This window comes from Gillisia xinjiangensis, from assembly GCF_046298265.1.
Lineage (GTDB): Bacteria > Bacteroidota > Bacteroidia > Flavobacteriales > Flavobacteriaceae > Gillisia > Gillisia xinjiangensis.
In genome coordinates, this window is the sequence record NZ_JBKAHK010000004.1 from 193,941 (window position 1) to 214,665 (window position 20,725).

Below are 20,725 nucleotides of genomic sequence, written 5' to 3' on the forward strand. Positions count from 1 at the left end.
GTTTACAATAATCACAAAAAAAACCGATTCTATGAAAAATCAATTATCAACCTTAGTCGCTGTCTTTTTTACGACTCTTTTCTGCTTTACGTCCAACGCACAGCAAATAGATCCTGAAATAAGCCTGGCAGCAGAAGAACTGGAACAACAGGTTATAGAATGGAGACGGAATTTTCACCAAAACCCTGAATTATCCAACCGTGAATTTAAAACCGCTGAAAAGATAGCGGCACATCTCAAAAGCCTTGGAATGGAAGTTCAAACCGGAGTTGCAAAAACCGGGGTTGTTGGAGTTTTAAAAGGTGATAATCCGGGAAAAGTAGTCGCTCTAAGGGCCGATATCGATGCTTTACCGGTGACTGAAAGAAATGATCTTCCTTTTAAATCCACAGTAGAAACCGAATTTCTTGGTGCAAAAACCGGGGTGATGCACGCCTGTGGTCACGATACCCACACGGCTATTTTAATGGGGGTTGCAGAAATTCTTTCAAAAAACAAAGACAAGATCAATGGTACCGTAAAATTCATCTTTCAACCGGCAGAGGAAGGTCCGCCTCCGGGAGAAGAAGGCGGCGCTTCGGTTATGATCAAAGAGGGAGTGTTAAAAAACCCGGATGTAGATGCGATTTTTGGGTTGCATATCAATTCCGGAACACCGGTGGGAACCCTTCGTTATAAGCCGGAAGGCACTATGGCCGCTGTAGAGCGTTTCGTAATAAATGTTAAAGGAAAACAAACTCATGGATCGGCACCCTGGAGCGGAGTTGATCCCATTCTAATTTCCGCAAAAATTATTGATGGATTACAAACCATTATCAGCCGGGAATCCCGACTGGTAGATGCGCCGGCAGTGATTACCGTCGGAAAAATAACAAGCGGCGTACGCTTCAATATAATTCCCGAAACTGCTGAAATGATAGGAACAGTACGCACCCTGGACCCTGCCATGAAGGAAATGATCCTTAGGAGAATGAGGGAAATGGTTCCTGCAATTGCCGAAGCATTTGGTGGAACAGCAACTATTGAAATTCAAAACAACACCGCGATTACTTTTAATGATGTGGAACTAACCGCGCAGATGCTGCCTACGCTTCAAAAAGTTGCGGGTCCGGAAAAAGTGGAACTGGTAAAGGCTACCACAGGTGGAGAGGATTTTTCCTTTTTTCAGGAAGAAATTCCCGGATTTTACTTTTTCCTGGGAGGACAGCCATTGGGAACTTCTGAAGCCGCGCCGCATCATACTCCCGATTTTTTTATAGATGAAAACGGAATGCTGCTTGGAGTAAAAGTAATGTCTCAACTGGCGCTGGATTATTTGAATTTATAAGCGATATTTTTTCTGAAACAGCAAGCTAAAAAAATCAGCTCCAAATACCATTGAACAAATATTTTATATTTGCATTTTAATAAATCAAGAAACCGAAACTGAAAAAAATCAGTTTTCAAAGGTCGCCTATGGACGAGATTAATATTATACAGTTATTTTTTTTCCTCTTACCTGCAGTAATTGTAGGTGCTATCTCCTATTACTTTTTCAAAATGCACGTGGATAACGAAGAAAAACTAAGAAGGTTTTTATTGAGACAGGAAAATCAAAAAACCGCGCTCCCAATAAAATTACAGGCTTTCGAAAGAATGGCATTACTTCTGGAGCGAATATCCCCGGGAAAACTGCTTTTGAGAGTTAAGCCATCGAATTATTCGAAAGAAGAGTATGAACAACTGCTTATCCGTAATATCGATCAGGAATTTGAACACAACCTGGCGCAGCAAATATACCTTTCTGCTGAATGCTGGAACGTGATAAAAACAGCTAAAAATGCAACTATAGGCATCATTCGTAAGACCGGAATGAGTGAAGATATGGATTCCGCAGAAAAATTACGTGAAGTGATCCTCACCAGCTCCATGGATCAAACTTCTCCAACAGATGCGGCACTGGAATTTATCAAGAAAGAAGTGAGAAATACTATTTAATTTAGACCGAATCGATTTAAAAAAAGTAACGTTTAAAGAATCCTGCTTCCGCTTTCTGTTTCAAAGCTTTTTCTTTTGCATGTTCAAAACCTTCTTGCCACCAACGGGTCATAGCTTTTTTATCGAAGATGAGCGAATTTTCCGTGAGTTGTACCGGCGTGAAATAAGTGTTTAATTTCACCTTTTTATTTAAAGCCGCCAGCCTTCCTTCCACTAAATCGTGGTATTCCACCTGATCCAGAAGAAATCCAAAAAGGTTGATCATCAATGAAAATGGATTTTTTCCAAGCACTTTATTATATTCCATGTTTTCAGCTTCCAGAACAATTGCATCTACTTCTGTAGCACCGCGGCGTATCGCTTCCCGTATAGGCACAACGCACCCCAAACCTCCATCGGCATATTCGTAGCCGTTTTTTGTAACCAGACTCATAAAGGGAATATAGTTGCAGGAAATCCAGATCCATTCACAAAAATCATCGTAATCAAAATCCCTTATCGATTTATATTCCACCCGGTTTTTGGAAAGGTTGGAAACAGTGACTATTACATCTTTATCGCTGTTTTTTACTGAAAGAAAATTCTCTTCGCTAAAATGCTTTCGGATCTCCTTTTGCAAATTTTTACTTTCCCCAAAGGTCCTTTTCTGCTTGATAAATTGCCAAAACGTATTAAAATAATTGATGGAAACATATTCGCGTCCATCCTTCTTTTTTACAACAAATGGATTAACGCTAAAAATTTTTTGCTGGGTAACATTGGTATAAATATCGTGGATCTTGGTAATATTTCCGTCGGCTAGATGCGGGATCAAAAGCCCTCCGGTTGAAGTTCCCAGGAAAAGATCATATTTTTTGCCTTCTTCTTCCATCAGGTATTGAGCAACACCGCCTGCAAAGGCTCCTTTACTGCCCCCTCCTGAAATTACCAATGCTCGCATTAAGGTTCAATTTGGGTTAACTCTTCATTTTTAAATTTAGCAAAACTAAATCCACTTTCCCACCAGCTTTCCATCTTTATTTTATCAAAAATAAGAGAATTGGTGGTCAAAACCGTGGGGGTGTAATAAAAATTAATGATCACATCTTTATTTGCAGCTGCAAATTTCCCGATTCGAATATTCTGATTTTCAATTCTGTCCAGCATAAAACTAAACAGATTAATTATAAGTGCAAAAACATTTTTTGAAGGCATCCTGTTAAAATAAGTAACTTCGGTTTGAAGCACAATCGCATCAATTTGAGTTGCACCTCTCTTAATAGCCTCTTCTATTGGCACCATGGAACCCAGGCCACCATCGGCATATTCACATCCATTTTTTTTAACCAAACTCATAAATGGCGTATAATTACAAGAAATCCATATCCATTCACAAAAATCCTCATATCCATAATCCTTAATCGACTTATATTCTACTTCATTCAACGATAAGTTGGACACCGTTATTACAATATCTTTTTGAGAAGCTTTCAGTTTCTCAAATTCCTCCGGACTTAAAGTTTCAAGGATAAGTTTTTTCAGGTTCAGGCTTTCGCCGAAGGTTTTTTTACCCTTTATAAAATTCCGAACCACATTAAAATGATCAATACTAATCTGATCTTGTCCATGGACGCGTTTTATCTTAAATGGAACGCTGCTGAAGATGCTTTTTTGGGTAACCGAAGTAAATACTTCTTTTATCTTTTGAGTTTTATCCAGGGCTAAATGAGAGATGAGCAAACTTCCTGTTGAGGTGCCCAAATAAAGATCATAATCCTTACCCTGAACTTCTCTTAAATATTGAGCTACACCTCCGGCAAATGCTCCTTTACTGCCTCCTCCTGAAATTACAAGTGCCCGCATCTATAAGTTTAGCTTAGTTTTTAAAAATTCAAGTTCTCTTCCAAAAATTTGCTCCCTTAAAGCTACATAACTTTTACGATATTCTTCTTCTTTCAACAAGGTGTCTAATAATTTTCTGCTGAAATCCCTGAATTTGTAGGTATGATGCTGTGTAGCATTCAACAAATCCAGCAAATTCTGATCGCTGAATGCATTTAACTGGTAAAGGTATCCAAAAGTATTTTCCCTTACTTCAAATGGATAATATTCCCGGGTATATCCTGATAGTTCTTTGTAATAATCTCCCGTGTGTTCTGGGTTCACTTCAGGGCTAACAAGGTTAAGGACCAGCCATAACATTCGGATATTTTTGTTTGAAAAGCCTTCCATATCGTTGGTCTTTTCCAGAAACTCCTCCGCCTGATCCGGAAATTGCATCCACAACTTCAAAAGCGCATTTTCAATAGTGATATACGATTTATCATTCAAAAGACTTCTGAATTCGGATTTTAACTCCCCTGGAACTGGCTGCAAACTTAAGGCAATAGCCTGTCTTACATAAAGATTTCCGCTGCTGAAGGCTTTCTTGTAAAGTTTAAGCGCTTCGGCATCCTGCTCTCCTGCAATTTGATAAACAACTTCCAATCCAATATAATCGTTTACCGGAAAATCCAGGGCTGTAGATAAGAGTTCGCTTTTATGGGATAATGGGAGTTCCCTTAAAGCAGCTATTTCCAAATAATTTGTGATGAATTCTGACTTTTTCAAGGAATTTAAAGCCTGGGTTCCCTGAAATGCAGACTGCAGTAACCAATCTTTTTTAAATTGAGATAGATCCATCCCCGATGCATTTTCCATTTCAAACAGAAATTCATCAGTGGTAACATTTTTAAAAGCATATTTTTCCAAATAGTTTTTCACCCCTTTTCTAAAAGCTTCTTCTCCCAGCTTTTCTTTTAAAATATGCAATGCCCACGCCCCTTTTTGGTAATAGGTCAAGGAACCGGCGCCAACTTTTAAAAGGGCTTCTCCCTTGCCGGAATCACTTAATTCCTTTAGTTGCTCTGCAGTTTCATAGAGCTTCCAATAAAAGTGATCCTCTCCAAAAAGCTCCTTTTCTGCCAGCAATGCGTAATAGGTTGCAAACCCCTCGTGGAGCCAGTGGTTGGCTCCGTTGGTTTCGGTTATTAAATTCCCAAACCATTGATGAGCCAATTCATGCGCATTTACATTTACATAATTCCGGTCATTAAAAGCTATAGAATCCACCATCAGGGAATTAGAAAAAAAAGTTGTTCCCGTGTTTTCCATCCCGGCATACAAAAAATCCTGCACCGGAATTTGCTTATAATTTTGCCACGGGTATGGAACGCCTATTTCCTTTTCCAGAAAATTAAAGATCTCTTCTGAATACCGATACGTTGGTTCTACCTTATTCTCTTCTGAAATATTGTAGTAAAGCAAAATTGGTATTCCGGAAGCCGATTCAATTTCTTTATGCAGATAATTTCCAGCAACAATCCCAACCAGGTAACTGCTCATTGGTTGATCCATATCATAGTACCATTGAGTTATGGAATCGTTTAAAATTTTGGTTTCGATCAATTTTCCATTCGCGATCACGTCGTATCCCGATTTAAATTTAATTTTTAAATCGAAAACCAACTTCTCTCTCATATCGTCGAAACTGGGAAGCCAATTGGAGGTATTTCTACCCTGTCCCTGGGTCCACACTTGCTTTGGGATTTCCATTTTCTCCGGGAAATCCCAGTTTATAAAGTACATCGCCTGCTTCGGTTGTACAGAATAACTGAATTTTAAATTGTTTTCTTCTGAAGGCCTGAATTTGGAGATCAACCAAAGCCGGGAACTGTCATTGTGAAATTTTACAGGTTTCCCGTTGAAAATCACATGTTCAAATTTCATGTTTTTAGCATCTATAAAGATAGAATCCACCTTCTGAAGGATATCAAAACTGAAATCTACCGTTCCTTTTACCCTTTTTTCCGAAGGAAATATGGAAACTTCAGCAAGTACATCTTTAAAATCTACCACCTTATTTTGATCCCGGGAAGCATCATATTGCGAAAACCCTGGTATTGTTAAAAGCAGAAATAGCAGAAGAAATTTAGATCTCATAAAAATAGTTGGCCTTATTTCAGGCAAATTACAAAATCCAGCCATTATAATTGCAGCATACCGGATTTTGAATACTTATAGAAATGGCCAATTACAATATTATTTCAACATTGAGGAAGTTTGATAGCAGATTTAATATCTTCGTTTTATGAATGCAAACCTGTTACAAACCCCCATCGATTATTTAAAAGGAGTTGGTCCCAACCGGGCAGCATTGCTTCGTACGGAATTAGGCATTCACACCTACCAGGATCTCATCAACTTTTTCCCCAACCGCTATATTGATAAAACCAGGTTTTACAAGATTAACGAACTGCAGCAAAACACAGCTGAAGTCCAGGTAGTGGGAAAGATAATCAATATAAGAACCGTAGATCAAAAAAGGGGCAGCAGGATGGTGGCTGAATTTATTGATGATACCGGAAAAATGGAATTGGTATGGTTTCGGGGTCAGAAATGGATCCGGGAAAATATAAAGATCAATACTCCTTATGTGATCTTTGGAAAAACAAACTGGTTTAATGGAATGTTCAATATGCCGCATCCGGAAATGGAATTGCTGGAGGAACACCAAAAGAATTTGCGCACGGCCATGCAACCGGTTTATCCTTCTACAGAAAAACTCACCAAAGCAGGAATTACAAACCGGGTTATAAATAAGTTGATGCAACAACTTTTTATAGAAACCGGCGGAAGATTTTACGACACTTTATCGGAAGAGATAAAGGAAGAATTGAAACTTATTTCCCGGGCAGAAGCCATGTTTAATATTCATTTTCCGAAGAGCCAGGAGCTGCTTGCAAGAGCACAATTCCGGTTGAAATTTGAAGAATTATTTTACATTCAGCTTCAGCTTCTGATTAAAAATATGCTCCATAAACAAAAAATTAAAGGCTTTGTTTTTGAACAGGTGGGAGAAAATTTCGGGGAGTTCTATCAGGAACATTTACCCTTCCAATTAACCGGTGCACAAAAGCGGGTGATCAAGGAAATAAGGAGCGATTTGGGCAGCGGGGCACAAATGAATCGCTTGCTCCAGGGAGATGTTGGTTCAGGGAAGACCATAGTGGCGCTCATGTCAATGCTTATAGCGCTTGACAACGATTTTCAGGCTTGTTTAATGGCTCCTACTGAAATTTTGTCAGTACAGCACTACAATGGGTTAATGGAATTATGTAAAGATTTGAAAACCAGTATTTACCTACTCACTGGTTCAAGTAAGACTTCAAAGAGAAGGGAAATCCACGAAAAACTGGAAAACGGGGAAATAAACATCTTAATTGGCACCCATGCCCTCCTTGAGGACAAGGTGAAATTTAAGAATTTAGGCCTTGCAATCATCGATGAGCAACATCGTTTTGGAGTAGCGCAGCGGTCAAAATTATGGCAAAAAAATCATTTGCCCCCGCATATTTTAGTGATGACCGCTACCCCAATTCCAAGAACTCTGGCGATGAGTTTGTATGGAGATCTGGACGTTTCTGTAATAGATGAATTACCACCCGGAAGACAGGAAATAAAAACCGTTCACAGGTACGATAGCAATCGATTAAAAGTCTTCAAATTTATAAGGGATGAGATCCAAAAGGGAAGACAAATTTATATAGTTTATCCCTTGATCCAGGAATCGGCAACCATGGATTACAAGGATCTTATGGACGGTTATGAGAGTATTGCAAGGGAATTTCCAATGCCGGAATATCAAATTTCCATCGTGCACGGGCAAATGAAACCTGCCGATAAGGAGATTGAAATGCAACGTTTTGTTAAAGGCGAAACCCAGATCATGGTCGCCACTACGGTAATTGAAGTTGGGGTAAATGTTCCCAACGCCAGTGTAATGATTATTGAAAGCGCTGAAAGATTTGGATTATCGCAGTTGCACCAGTTGAGAGGACGGGTTGGCCGGGGAGCCGAACAGAGTTATTGTATCCTGATGACAAGCCATAAACTCTCATCGGATGCTAAAACACGATTGGAAACCATGGTTTCCACCAGCGACGGATTTGAAATCGCTGAAGTTGACTTGAAACTTCGCGGCCCCGGGGATCTTATGGGAACCCAGCAAAGCGGGGTGCTCAACCTCAAAATAGCCGATATTGTAAGGGACAACCAGATCCTGCAATCGGCCAGGTTTTATGCAAAACAACTTTTGGCCGAAGATCCAGAAATGAAAATGCCTAAAAATAAAATGATTGGATATACTTTTCAGCAACTGGGAGTCCACAAGAATATCTGGAATTATATCAGCTAAGGGATTTAAATCTCATCTTAAATACGCCAGAAAAACTGCTTTGTTTTGATTTTGCAGCTAAGCTGCCCTTTAATCTATATTGGGATCATTATTATTAGCTTTAAAAAACAAAATTCACATTATGCCAAAACTATTAGTAATACTATCTTTGGCACTCGAAAAAAGTATCCGATGAAGATTTCATACAATTGGCTTAAGCAGTTTATAAAACTCCCAAATACCCCTGAAGAAACAGGTCATTTACTTACAGATCTTGGCCTGGAGGTAGAAGGAATTAAAGACTTTCAGAGTATAAAAGGCGGACTGCAGGGAATTGTTGTTGGGCATGTAAAAAGCTGTATTTCACATCCCAATGCCGATAAATTACAACTTTGCAAAATTGATGTTGGGAATGGAGAGGTTCTTCAAATTGTATGTGGTGCCCCTAATATTGCCGAAGGACAAAAAGTTCCGGTTGCAACTATAGGAACTACGTTGTATGATGAAAAAGGGGAATCCTTTGTGATTAAAAAAGGTAAGATCCGCGGGGAAGCAAGTGAAGGAATGGTATGTTCAGAAAAAGAACTCGGCCTTGGAACCAGCCACGAAGGAATTATGGTGATGAAAGCTGATCTTATTCCCGGAAAACCTGTTTCTGAAATATTTGATATTGAAAATGATCATGTTTTTGAAATAGGACTAACCCCTAACCGTGCCGATGCTATGAGCCATTGGGGCGTTGCCAGGGATCTTAAGGCGGGATATCAGCAACAGGATATCAGCCTGGAGCTCATCACACCTTCGGTAGGTGCTTTTCATGTAGATAGCAGGAGTTTTAGAATTCCAATAAAGGTAGAAAATTCTGCCCTTGCGCCAAGATATTGCGGAATTACCGTTTCCGGAATACAGGTGAAAGAATCTCCAAAATGGCTGCAGAACAGGTTAAAAGCCATTGGGATCAACTCTAAAAACAACCTCGTAGATATTTCAAATTATGTGATGCACGAGCTGGGACAGCCCTTACATTTTTTTGATGCCGAAAAAATTGCTGGTGATGAGATCAATGTAAAAACTTTGCCCAAAGGCACAAAATTCACTACGCTGGACGAAGTGGAACGCGAACTTCACGAAGAAGATCTCGTGATTTGTGATGCAGAAAAACCCCTGGCGCTGGCCGGAATCTTTGGCGGTTTGCACAGCGCTGTTTCTAAAGACACCACAAAAATATTTATAGAAAGTGCCTATTTTAATCCTGTTAGCGTTCGTAAAAGCGCAAAGAGACATGGCCTGAACACAGACGCCTCCTTCAGGTACGAAAGAGGAATAGATCCTAATATTACAGAATATGCTTTAAAACGTGCCGCCTTGCTTATCCTGGATCTGGCCGGAGGAGAGATCACCAGTGATATTGACGATTTGTATTTCAAGAAATTTGAAGACTTCCAGGTATTCCTGACCTTTGAAAAAGTAAATAAACTCATTGGGCAGAATCTTGCCGAAGAAACCATTAAATCTATTCTTGCATCCCTGGAGATTCGCGTAAACAATGTTACCGAAACCGGAATGGGCCTCACCATTCCCTCCTATCGCGTAGATGTACAGCGTGAAGCCGATGTTATTGAGGAAATATTACGGGTTTACGGATACAACAAGATTGAATTCGGGACTAAATTTAATGCATCCATTGCAAACTCAACAAAATTTGAAGATTACAAACTTCAGAATCATGTTGCAAACCAATTAGTAGGTCAGGGGTTCTATGAAACGATGGCAAATTCCCTTACTTCCGCAGTATATACCCGTTTAACCGAAAATCTAAAAGAAGAAAACGACGTGAAAATACTGAATCCTTTAAGTCAGGATCTTTCGGTAATGCGTCAGTCTTTATTGTTTTCAGGTCTGGAAGCGATAAGCTATAATATCAACAGAAAGAGAACCGATCTTAAATTATTTGAGTTTGGAAAAACCTATCACAACTACCCAGGCGGAAGAGAAGAAACCAAGCATTTAAGTTTGATTGTTTCAGGGAACAGATTCCCGGAAAGTTGGAGCTTTTCTAAAAACGGAGGAAGTTTTTTCTTTATGAAAGGAATTATTTCAAGTGTTTTTGAACGATTGGGAATTAAAGATTTAAAATCAGCCGCGTTCAAATCGGATGTTTTTTCTGAAGGATTAATCCTGAGTTTGGGCAAATCGAAACTTGTAGAATTCGGGGTTTTGAAGAAATCGGTTTTAAAACATTTTGATATCGCTCAGGAAGTTATTTACGCCGATTTTAATTGGGATCTAATCATTGAAACCACCAAATCACAAAAGAACAAATTTACCGACATTCCAAAATTCCCTGCTGTACGAAGAGATTTCGCCTTGCTTCTGGATGATTCAGTAATGTATCGGCAAGTAGAAGAAATCGCACAGCAAACTGAAAAAAAATTGCTTAAATCGGTGAGTTTATTTGATGTTTATCAGGGTAATAATCTGCCGGAAGGCAAAAAGAGCTATGCGGTAAGCTTTACATTTCAGGATGATTATAAAACCCTTACCGACAAGCAGGTCGATAAGGTTATGAAAAAATTAAAGCACCGCTTTGAGGAAGAGCTCAAGGCGGAATTAAGGTAATAAAAGCGGTTATTTCTAATTCAGTCAACCGGATTAACAGAAAAAGTCCTTTTCAGAAATTCTGAAAAGGACTTTTTCTATACTAAAAATTTATCAGGAAGGATAAAATTCTATTTTGCGGGAAAAGGCATGGTATCGATTAGGTGAATTACACCATTAGACTGGTTTTCATCATAGTTATTTAACTTAACTGCTCCGCCATCTAACATCGCTTTTAACTCAACACCATTAACAGTTTTAAAAGTCGCTGTTCCATTTCCGTATTTTCTAATGAATGCAGTAATAAACTGGACGATTATTAATTTTAATCGAATTAATATGAAATTAACATGCGTTTCAGGTCTCAAAAAGTAAATTATGGTTAGAAAATTTATTTTCAATAAAGCGTTGTTGGTTAAGGATCAATTATTTAAATTAGTAATTAGGTTAAGTCGATGAAGATGAAAATAAAGAGAACCCACATTCCCGAAAAAATTTTAAATTTCAGAAACAAAAGGATTTCCCAGGAAAACTTAATGGAACAAGTTCAGCGGATTTTTGAAGTGGAAAGTCGAAAGGATCGTATAATTTTGGATAGCCTTAACGATGATTCCGAAGTTGAGGAATCCAATATTTTTGATTTTGATCTTTTGGAAGGCGATAACATTTATCATCTTTCAGACATAGAGCGTATATGTATTGACTACCGGCTTCGGTTTTTGAACAGCGCCCTCTTTAAAGCAGAATTACCTTATCAAGCGATCTCAAAAATAAAACATCTTGAAAAAAACCATAATACAAGCCTGAAGGGTTTTAAGATCATGGCTCCGGCCAAGGTGTTTAAATTGAAAAATTCAGACGATCCGCTTTTATTTGCTCCTATAGGAAATCAATATTATTATCTTATACATTCCTGGGGCAGGGATTTACATCCGTTAAGGAAAGTGATGATGTGGCCTTTCAGAAACCTGGAAAATTTCATTGGTTTCGTGCTTCTTATAAGCCTGATATTAACCGCAATGGTGCCCGAAGGATTATTTTCCAAACAACAAACCACCTCCGAATTTTTTATGATCTATTTCTTTATGATAAAATGGGTTGGAGGAATTTCAATATTTTATGGAGTCAAATTGGGTAAGAATTTTAGTTCTTCCATTTGGAGAAGTAGATTTTATAACGCCTGATGCGTTAAACTCTTTTAAAAAAACATATTGATTTCTATTGTTCTGTGTATCTTAGATCGAAAATCAAGAATTATGAGTACAGACGATAGTTACGAAAGGGTTTACACGGGCTCTGAAACAAATGTTCAATACCTGCAGGAGCTTTTTGAAAAAGCTGGGATTGCATCAAGGGTTAGAAATGATTTTGACTCGGGATTAAGGGCTGGATTTGGTGGAGGACTGCCTGGCCAGGTTCAGTTATTCGCACTAAAATCGCATCTAGACGAAGCATTAAAAATCGCCAAGACCACCTTCCCAAAAGACTATACAGATGGAGAATAACAACGAGAATATTAACGGAGTTCCAAAGAAAAAGAACATCTGGAACCTGGTCTTAGGACTGCTTTTTTTGATCTACGGAAGCTACCGGCTATATGTTCTTTCAGAAAATAATTTTCAGGATGACACCCTTGGACTTATACTGGCCATAGGGTTTATTGCTTTTGGTTTATATGACCTCTGGAAATATAACAAAGGCCTTTAACAAAATTATTAGCACTTAACATCCAATAATTTCAACCAAAAAGCGGGAACTCCTAAATGGAATTCCCGCTTTTTGGTTGTGGTCAATTCCCTTGGAGTAAACTCAGGGATTGAGAGCTGGATTATGCCTTTACTGCATACATTTTATCCCTTTGCTCCCGGATTTTCTTATCATCCATATATTCGTCAAACGTCATATACCTGTCAATTACACCGCTAGGAGTTAATTCCACGATACGGTTTGCTACTGTTTGTGCAAATTCGTGGTCATGAGTAGTAAATAATACAGTTCCTTTAAAATTCTTAAGGGAATTATTGAATGCGGTAATAGATTCCAAATCCAGGTGATTGGTAGGTTCATCCAACATCAGGACATTGGCGCGCATCATCATCATTCGGCTTAGCATACAACGAACTTTTTCCCCTCCAGATAATACCCTTGAAGTTTTAAGCGCTTCCTCTCCGCTAAAAATCATTTTTCCTAAAAATCCGCGAATATAAACCTCTTCCCGTTCCTCTTCAGTCTTAGCCCATTGGCGTAACCAATCAACCAGGGTTAGGTCGTTCTCAAAAAATCCAGAATTATCCAGTGGCAAATACGATTGGGAAGTGGTGATCCCCCAGGAAAAAGTTCCTGAAACCGGCTTTTCATTGCCGTTAAGAATCTCATAAAATGCAGTAGTCGCCCGTGAATCTCTTGAAAACACAACCACCTTATCTTCTTTTTTAAGGTTTAGATCTATGTTTTTAAAGATGGTTTCCCCTTCTATGGATGCTTGCAGACCTTCAATGTTTAAGATTTGATCCCCGGCTTCCCGCTCCCTGTCAAAAATAATGGCAGGATATCTTCTGCTGGATGGCCTGATCTCTTCAATATTCAGTTTATCAATCATCTTTTTACGCGAAGTAGCCTGTTTTGACTTGGCCACGTTCGCGCTGAAACGCATTATAAATTCCTGTAATTCTTTTTTCTTTTCTTCTGCCTTCTTATTTTGCTGAGATCGCTGTCTTGCTGCAAGCTGAGACGATTCATACCAAAAAGTATAATTTCCGCTGAAATGATTTATTTTCCCAAAATCTATATCGGATATATGCGTGCAAACTGAATCCAAAAAGTGACGGTCGTGAGAAACCACGATCACCGTATTATCATAATTGGCAAGAAAGTTCTCCAGCCAAAGAATTGCTTCATAATCCAGATCGTTGGTTGGCTCATCCATGATCAATACATCCGGATTTCCAAAAAGTGCCTGGGCTAAAAGAACCCTCACTTTTTGCTGTCCGTCAAGATCTTTCATTTGGGTATAATGGTAATTCGCCTTTATTCCCAAATTTGAAAGCAGGGAAGCAGCGTTACTATCGGCATTCCAGCCGTCCATTTCCTCAAAAGTAACCTGTAGCACTCCTACCCGTTCCCCATCGGCATCATTAAAATCCTCCTTGGCATAGATCTCGTCCATTTCTTTCTTGATCTTGTAAAGAGGCTTGTTACCCATAATCACTGTTTCCAAAACCGGATATTCATCATACAAATTATGATTTTGCTCCAAAACAGACATACGCTTACCGGGTTCCAGAAAAACCCTTCCGCTGGTTGGCTCAGATTTTCCTGAAAGTATGTTTAAAAACGTAGATTTCCCGGCACCATTGGCACCAATAATCCCATAAATATTTCCTTGTGTAAAACTGGTAGAAACCTCATCAAACAACACGCGCTTACCAAATTGAACCGAAAGATTTGAAACTGATAACATAAATTTTTATTTTCTTCTAATAATTTTTGCAAAAGTAGCTAATATTGCCCACTTCATAAAAGATTAACGTTTTAAATAACCCTTTTAACGTGCAGTTAACATAGCTCCGGAAAGGCAAAAATTACTTTTGTATTAAATACCGTGAACTTTAGGATCAACCTCACTTGCTCTTAAAACCTAATATGAACATAAAAACAGCTCTTATAGTATTTTTTGCAATTCTGACATTTTTTTCCTGCAAAAAGGAAACTAATGGTTTAGATGACACTTATATAGGGGGGCAAATTGCCAATCCAACAAGTGAATATGTTATTATCTCTAAAAATAATGTCATCCTGGATACTCTTTATTTAAATGAAAATAACAAGTTTAGTGGAAAGCTTAAGAATATTGAAGCTGGATTGTATGTTTTCAGGCACCCGCCCGAAAATCAAGTGATGTATCTGGAACCGGGAGATAGCACATTGATTTGGGTAAACACCTTAGCATTTGATGAATCTATAAATTTTAGTGGAAAAGGTGCTGATAAAAGCAATTTCATCACAAATATTTATCTTTTAAATCAGAAAAATAACGACCTCATTCTTTCCTATTATAAAGTAGAACCCATAGAATTTGCCCGAAAAACAGATTCCATAAGAGAAGTGCGGCACCAAGAGCTGGATAAAATAAATGTAAAAAAAGAGTTTTCAGAAGAATTCTACCAACTGGCAAAAACCAGTATCAATTACGAGTATTATGATTTAAGAGAACGATACGCCCTTTTAATCCATAAATACCAAAGAGAGTATATCGATAAAATTCCGGGTGATTTTCATGAGTATCGTAAAAATATTAATTTTAATGATGAACAGTTTCAAAATTATTATTTGTACTTAAACCTGATTGACGATTATATACGAACTGTTTCTGTGGAAAATTGCAATAAAAATAACATTGCCGGGCATTCCTGTTCCAACCTTATAAGTGTGGAGAATATTAGAAGAAGGATTTTAATGACGGATTCCCTTATTCAAAATAAAAACATCAAGAATCCTTTTCTTGAAAGGCTTGCCGCACAGGGGATTATTTTTTCTACCAGCCTGGGGGAAATTAAATCGATCCTGAAACTGATTGAGGAAATTAACTATGAAGGAAATGCGCTGACAGACCTAAAACAAATGGCAGAAATCCAGGGAAGCTTACTTCCGGGAAATAATATTGGCGAGTTAAAATTAGTCCTTACAACTGGGGAAACCGTGCAGTTAAAAAATATTTCCACAAAACCTATAGTTACTTTCCATTGGTCCTTAAGCGAACAAGGACATCACAGATTGGCGCATAAGATCATTAAAGATCTTAGATTTAAATATCCTGAAATCAATTTTATAGGGATCAACATAGATAAGGATCAAACCGAAATTTGGAAAAGGGTAATTAAAAATAATTCTTATAATCCGGAATTTGAATATCAACCCGACATGATTCGGGTGAAAGAGGGTTTATTGAAAAATTATTTAAATAAAATGCTCTTTATGGATCCTTCCGGAACCATAATCAAAGGGGATATTCAATTGAACGCACCCGATTTGGAAACAAGTATTCTTGAATTTATTAGTCAGTGAAATAGCTGGTTTTATAAAATAAAAACAGAACCCCCTAAATTCACATTTCGGGGGTTCTGTTTATTAAGAATAATAAGTTATAATTCTTAGTTCCCTTTGTTATAGTCTGCCAGGAATTTTGCCAGTCCACTATCTGTAAGCGGATGGTTTAAAAGACCTTCAATAGAAGAAAGTGGTCCTGTCATAACATCGGCACCAATTTTAGCACACTCCAGAATATGCATACTGTGTCTTACTGAAGCCGCAAGAATCTGGGTTTCAAATCCATAATTATCGTAAATCAACCGAATATCTGCAATCAGGTTTAAACCGTCTGTTGAAATATCATCTAGTCTTCCTATAAATGGAGAAACATAGGTAGCACCTGCCTTAGCTGCTAATAATGCCTGTCCCGCAGAAAAAACCAGGGTGCAATTTGTGCGGATCCCTTTATCACTAAAATATTTAATAGCTTTAATCCCTTCTTTAATCATTGGAACTTTTACCACTATTTGATCATGCAATTTTGCAAGTTCTTCCCCTTCTTTCACGATCCCGGCAAAATCTGTAGCGATTACCTCCGCACTCACATCTCCATCTACGATCTCACATATTTTTTTGTAATGATTGATGATGTTTTCCCTTCCTGTAATCCCTTCCTTGGCCATAAGGGAAGGATTAGTAGTAACCCCATCAAGAACTCCAAGTTCCTGGGCTTCCTTTATTTGGTCAAGATTTGCAGTATCAATAAAAAATTTCATAGTTGTGTATTTTAAGGTTTTACTTTTATATTAAGCAACTCCCGGGTAACAGGAAAGCTATTTTTTCGCGAAATTACAATTTATAATGTTTAAGGAGCATTTTCTCATATACTTTATCCGGTAAAATGCGCTTAAGTGCAATGGAAAATTTTTGCAAGGGCTCCCCTACTTTATAATGTCCTTTGGGATTTTTTGTATGGATGATTTTATAAATTGCTTTTGCCATCAACTGAGGATCTTTTCCGGATGCCACATGCTGGTTCATTATATCCAGGGTATTGCTGTAAGCCTTTTTATAAGGTGAAGTTTCCAGAACCGGTGCGTGGTATCTTCCGGCAGCAATATTAGTTGCAAAATCTCCCGGCGCAACATTGGTCATTTTTATATTAAAGTCTTTCAATTCCATCCTAAAAGCTTCCGTCGTTAATTCCAAAGCACCTTTGGTGGCAGAATATATTCCTCGGTAAGGCAAGCCCATATATCCTGCAATGGAGGTAATATTAATTACAAGTCCTTCCCCCTGCTGTCGCATAAGGGGCAAAACCGCTTTTATAACATTTAAAGGACCAAAATAATTGGTGTCAAAGGCTTTTTTGATCTCCACTTCCGGAGTTTCCTCAATAGGACCCGTGATCCCAATTCCCGCGTTATTGATTAAGACATCTATACGCCCCTCCTTTTTAATAATTTCTGAAATTGCCGCAGTAATAGTCTCATTCCTGGTAACATCAAGCGCAACAAGTGAAAATGGAAAATTGGCGATCTTGCCAGGATTTCTGCTGGTACCGTAAACAATGAAATTTTTGCTTTTTAAATATTCACCTATGGATTTTCCAATTCCTGAAGAACCACCTGTGATAAGGACAACTTTTGAAGAAGTATCTGTTTTCATAGATCACAAAGATGCGATAAAAATTAAATATCAGACACAAAAAATGGCAAGCGACCCACATCACACCGCTACGACCACTTACCCTTGCTGCGTTCCCGCCCTGGGGGATTCAGCAGGAGCTGGTTGTGTGGGACTTGCCGGGGCAAAGATACAATCTTTGATACATTTTACAAGGATTTTTTAGATTGATTTAATTAATTTAGCCTTCAGTAAATACCCACATTTTCATGAAAAATTCTAACCTCCTGTTACTGTTTATATTAAACCTCACATTGATTTCCTGCGGAAGTAATTCCGGAAAAAAAATCAGTGATTTTTCTTTGAGTCTTATGGATTCGAAGACCGAATTTCAACTTGGAGAGACCCTGGAAGTTGCTGTAAAAAATCCGAAAAACAGGGAAATCGATTCTGTCAGCTTTTATTTTGAAGATCATTTACTGGAAAAATCAGATAAAACTTCAGCCAGTCTTCAGCTGAAAGATCAGAAACTCGGGAATCAAAATATTCAGGCTTTGGTATATTCCGAAGGAAAAACAGACAGTATACAGATTGGTGTAAAAATTTTCAACAATAACCTACCGGAAATTTATACCTATAAAATAATCAATACCTATCCCCATGATCAAAAAGCGTATACGCAGGGTTTAGAATTTTATAAGGATACTTTATATGAAAGCACCGGGCAGTACGGAAATTCATCGTTACGTAAGACCGATTTTGAAACCGGAGAAATCCTTAAAAAGGTAGATCTGGCCGACCGATATTTTGGGGAAGGCCTTTCTGTTTTAAACGATAAGATCTACCAACTTACCTGGAATGAAGGTGAAGGTTTGATTTACGATATTGCAGATTTAAAACAAACTGGAAGTTTTAAATACAATCAAAGTAAAGAAGGCTGGGGGCTCACCAATGATGGAAAGAAATTTTATAAAAGCGATGGAAGCGAAAAAATATGGATTTTAAATGGCACTACCTTAGCTGAAGAAAGTTTTATCCAACCCACAACCCACCGTTCCATATCCACTCAATTGAATGAATTGGAATGGATAGAAGGAAAAATCTACGCAAACACTTACCAAAAAGATGGAGTAGCGATTATTAATCCGAAAAATGGAGCAATAGAAGGTCTTATCAATTTTCAGGGGCTTCGGGACAAAGTAACACAACATCCGGACCTGGATGTTTTAAACGGGATCGCATACAATCCTAATACCAAAAAAATCTATGTGACCGGAAAGAACTGGGATAAATTATTTGAAGTTGAAATTATAAAAAAATGAGCCTGAGCCCCGAAATTTTTGAACAAACCATTAAGGTTACCAAGGCAGATCTTGATGAACTGCAGCATGTAAACAATGTGCGGTATGTGCAATGGATGGAAGATATCGCTAAAGCACACTGGAACGTCCGCGCAAGTGACGAGATTAAGGAAGACTATTTTTGGATAGTGATACGCCACGAGATCGATTATAAAGGACAGGCATTCCTGGATGATGAATTATTATTGCAGACATATGTTGGGGAGCACACCCATGTAACCTCACAGCGACTGGTAAACATTTTGAATAAGAAAACCCAGGAAGTTCTTATAAAAGCAAAATCTACCTGGTGTTTGATGGACTATAAAACCAAAAAGCCCGTAAAAATTACGGAAGAGATGGTTCGGGTGTTTTATAAATAGAAGATGGTTTCGTGATAGTCAAATTCAGGTATCAGGCCGGGGTGATTGCAGTTATAATTTAGTTCCTTAAACCTTCCGTCTTAATCGGCCGTAGAATCCTGGTAAATCAGAAACATCCTGGTTCCTATTAATCCACCTTCCCTTCAAAGGAAAGGAGCCCTTTGTTTTTTCTTATTATTTTAAACAAACTTAAAATTTAAAAAATATAAAAGCCCCCCTCCTCAGAAGGAGGGGAGGCCAAAGACCGGGGTGGTTTCAGTTATACTTTAATTCCTTAACCCTTCCAGTGGGATTAAAAATCCTTCGTTATTTTCCCCACCACCGCTATGGTCCTGTCAAGATCTTCGTAAGAAAGGGCATCTGTTATAAACCAGGTTTCAAAAGCACTTGGTGCTATATAGATCCCGTTTTCCAGCATTCCGCGGAAAAACTCTTTAAATAAATGATTATTCCCGTGCGCAGCCGATTCAAAATCATTAACAGGCTGTTCAGAAAAATGCACAGAGATCATTGATCCTATCCTGTTAATGGTATGGGCAACATTGTTGGATTTCAGGACAGATTCCATACCTGAATGCAAATAAGCCGTTTTTTTATCTATACTCTCAAAAATAGTACGGTTTTCATCGAGTTCGGTAAGCATAGCAAGTCCGGCGGCCATAGCCAGCGGGTTTCCGCTCAAAGTTCCGGCCTGATAAACCGGCCCGATGGGTGCGAGATAATCCATGATTTCGGCACGGCCTGCAAAAGCTCCAACCGGCAAACCACCGCCAATCACTTTTCCAAAAGTCACCAGATCTGCTTTTACTCCAAGTCGTTCCTGAACTCCACCCGGAGCCAGTCTGAATCCGGTCATTACTTCATCAAATATCAGTAAAATATCATGTTCATCGCATAATCTTCTAAGGCCTTCCAGAAATCCATTTTGAGGTGGGATACATCCCATATTTCCAGCTACCGGTTCCAGGATGATACAGGCGATCTCACCAGAATTGGATTCAACCAGTTCCGATACACTTTTAAGATCGTTGTATTTTGCAAGCAAGGTATCCTTTGCCGTTCCCTGGGTAACCCCGGGACTGTTGGGTGTACCAAACGTCATCGCACCACTTCCGGCCTGTATCAAAAAAGAATCGCTGTGCCCGTGGTAACAACCCGCGAATTTAATGATCTTCTCTTTTGATGTGAATCCCCGCGCAAGCCTTACCGCACTCATACAAGCCTCGGTACCGGAATTCACAAAACGGATCTTATCAATATTAGGGACCATTTTTACCGCCAGTTCGGCGATTTTTGTTTCAACTTCAGTAGGAGTTCCAAAGGAGGTTCCCAGTTTGGTTTTTTCAATGATAGCATCCACAACAGGTTTGTGCGCATGTCCAAGGATCATTGGACCCCAGGAATTGATATAATCTATATACTTGTTTCCATCTGCATCAAAAAGATAAGCCCCTTCCGCTTTTTCAATAAAAACAGGATCTCCTCCTACCGCCGTAAAAGCACGTACCGGAGAATTCACCCCACCCGGGATCACTTTTTGTGCATCTTCAAACAATGCGCTACTTCTTTTATAAATCATA

18 protein-coding genes and 1 other RNA gene are annotated in these 20,725 nt (G+C 38.6%); 10 read left to right on the forward strand and 9 right to left on the reverse strand.

The features are described from left to right. Positions 1-31: 31 nt before the first annotated feature. Both ACKGJN_RS08360 and ACKGJN_RS08365 read left to right on the forward strand, forming a co-directional pair. Positions 32-1,327 (forward strand): amidohydrolase, encoded by a 1,296-nt coding sequence (locus ACKGJN_RS08360; protein WP_409539021.1) that lies wholly within the window; start codon positions 32-34, stop codon positions 1,325-1,327. A gap of 128 nt (positions 1,328-1,455) precedes the next feature. Further along, positions 1,456-1,977, forward strand: coding sequence for a DUF7935 family protein (locus ACKGJN_RS08365; RefSeq protein ID WP_409539022.1), 522 nt, complete (start codon positions 1,456-1,458; stop codon positions 1,975-1,977). Positions 1,978-1,993: 16 nt separating this feature from the next. On the opposite strand, the gene ACKGJN_RS08370 is transcribed toward ACKGJN_RS08365, so the two are convergent. The 3 genes from ACKGJN_RS08370 to ACKGJN_RS08380 are packed head-to-tail and all read right to left on the reverse strand — an operon-like array spanning position 1,994 to position 5,937. After that, on the reverse strand, positions 1,994-2,917 hold the full coding sequence (locus ACKGJN_RS08370; RefSeq protein WP_409539023.1) for a patatin-like phospholipase family protein: 924 nt from the start codon (positions 2,915-2,917) through the stop codon (positions 1,994-1,996). Beyond that, positions 2,917-3,819 (reverse strand): patatin-like phospholipase family protein, encoded by a 903-nt coding sequence (locus ACKGJN_RS08375; protein ID WP_409539025.1) that lies wholly within the window; start codon positions 3,817-3,819, stop codon positions 2,917-2,919. Before ACKGJN_RS08375 ends, ACKGJN_RS08370 begins: the two co-directional genes overlap by 1 nt. Continuing rightward, a complete protein-coding gene (locus ACKGJN_RS08380) occupies positions 3,820-5,937 on the reverse strand; it encodes a M1 family metallopeptidase (RefSeq protein ID WP_409539026.1) in 2,118 nt (705 codons plus the stop codon). A 148-nt stretch (positions 5,938-6,085) separates the two neighbouring features. On the opposite strand from ACKGJN_RS08380, the gene recG reads away from it, so the two are divergent. Together recG and pheT are read left to right on the forward strand one after the other, a co-directional pair. After that, positions 6,086-8,191 carry an ATP-dependent DNA helicase RecG gene (gene recG, locus ACKGJN_RS08385; RefSeq protein WP_409539027.1) on the forward strand — a complete coding sequence of 702 codons (2,106 nt, stop codon included), beginning with the start codon at positions 6,086-6,088 and terminating at the stop codon, positions 8,189-8,191. Between the two features lie 171 nt (positions 8,192-8,362). Then, positions 8,363-10,789 (forward strand): phenylalanine--tRNA ligase subunit beta, encoded by a 2,427-nt coding sequence (pheT, locus tag ACKGJN_RS08390; protein WP_409539028.1) that lies wholly within the window; start codon positions 8,363-8,365, stop codon positions 10,787-10,789. A gap of 110 nt (positions 10,790-10,899) precedes the next feature. Here pheT and ACKGJN_RS08395 read toward each other — a convergent pair whose 3' ends face one another. Further along, a complete protein-coding gene (locus ACKGJN_RS08395) occupies positions 10,900-11,136 on the reverse strand; it encodes a hypothetical protein (protein ID WP_409539029.1) in 237 nt (78 codons plus the stop codon). A 93-nt stretch (positions 11,137-11,229) separates the two neighbouring features. On the opposite strand from ACKGJN_RS08395, the gene ACKGJN_RS08400 reads away from it, so the two are divergent. The 3 genes from ACKGJN_RS08400 (at position 11,230) to ACKGJN_RS08410 (ending at position 12,475) form a co-directional block, all read left to right on the forward strand. Next, on the forward strand, positions 11,230-11,952 hold the full coding sequence (locus ACKGJN_RS08400; protein ID WP_409539030.1) for a hypothetical protein: 723 nt from the start codon (positions 11,230-11,232) through the stop codon (positions 11,950-11,952). A 72-nt stretch (positions 11,953-12,024) separates the two neighbouring features. Beyond that, positions 12,025-12,273 (forward strand): putative signal transducing protein, encoded by a 249-nt coding sequence (locus tag ACKGJN_RS08405; RefSeq protein ID WP_409539031.1) that lies wholly within the window; start codon positions 12,025-12,027, stop codon positions 12,271-12,273. Continuing rightward, entirely contained in the window at positions 12,263-12,475 is a 213-nt protein-coding gene (locus ACKGJN_RS08410) for a hypothetical protein (protein WP_409539032.1), read from the forward strand. The genes ACKGJN_RS08405 and ACKGJN_RS08410 overlap by 11 nt, the downstream gene beginning before the upstream one ends. Before the next feature lie 121 nt (positions 12,476-12,596). Here ACKGJN_RS08410 and ACKGJN_RS08415 read toward each other — a convergent pair whose 3' ends face one another. Further along, on the reverse strand, positions 12,597-14,228 hold the full coding sequence (locus tag ACKGJN_RS08415) for an ABC-F family ATP-binding cassette domain-containing protein (RefSeq protein ID WP_409539033.1): 1,632 nt from the start codon (positions 14,226-14,228) through the stop codon (positions 12,597-12,599). 182 nt (positions 14,229-14,410) lie between these two features. On the opposite strand from ACKGJN_RS08415, the gene ACKGJN_RS08420 reads away from it, so the two are divergent. After that, positions 14,411-15,832, forward strand: a complete 1,422-nt coding sequence (locus ACKGJN_RS08420; RefSeq protein WP_409539034.1) for a hypothetical protein — start codon at positions 14,411-14,413, stop codon at positions 15,830-15,832. A gap of 86 nt (positions 15,833-15,918) precedes the next feature. Here the strand turns inward: ACKGJN_RS08420 and fsa are convergent, their stop codons facing one another. The 3 genes from fsa to ffs form a co-directional block, all read right to left on the reverse strand. Next, positions 15,919-16,572, reverse strand: a complete 654-nt coding sequence (gene fsa, locus ACKGJN_RS08425) for a fructose-6-phosphate aldolase (RefSeq protein ID WP_409539036.1) — start codon at positions 16,570-16,572, stop codon at positions 15,919-15,921. Between the two features lie 73 nt (positions 16,573-16,645). Next, positions 16,646-17,464 (reverse strand): SDR family oxidoreductase, encoded by an 819-nt coding sequence (locus tag ACKGJN_RS08430; RefSeq protein WP_409539038.1) that lies wholly within the window; start codon positions 17,462-17,464, stop codon positions 16,646-16,648. Between the two features lie 41 nt (positions 17,465-17,505). Further along, positions 17,506-17,604: signal recognition particle sRNA small type (gene ffs, locus ACKGJN_RS08435), an RNA gene on the reverse strand. A gap of 87 nt (positions 17,605-17,691) precedes the next feature. Here ffs and ACKGJN_RS08440 point away from each other — a divergent pair. Further along, positions 17,692-18,744 (forward strand): glutaminyl-peptide cyclotransferase, encoded by a 1,053-nt coding sequence (locus ACKGJN_RS08440; protein WP_409539039.1) that lies wholly within the window; start codon positions 17,692-17,694, stop codon positions 18,742-18,744. Next, positions 18,741-19,145 (forward strand): acyl-CoA thioesterase, encoded by a 405-nt coding sequence (locus ACKGJN_RS08445; RefSeq protein ID WP_409539040.1) that lies wholly within the window; start codon positions 18,741-18,743, stop codon positions 19,143-19,145. The genes ACKGJN_RS08440 and ACKGJN_RS08445 overlap by 4 nt, the downstream gene beginning before the upstream one ends. A gap of 292 nt (positions 19,146-19,437) precedes the next feature. Here ACKGJN_RS08445 and hemL read toward each other — a convergent pair whose 3' ends face one another. After that, on the reverse strand, positions 19,438-20,724 hold the full coding sequence (gene hemL, locus ACKGJN_RS08450; protein WP_409539041.1) for a glutamate-1-semialdehyde 2,1-aminomutase: 1,287 nt from the start codon (positions 20,722-20,724) through the stop codon (positions 19,438-19,440). Between the last annotated feature and the right edge of the window lies 1 nt (position 20,725).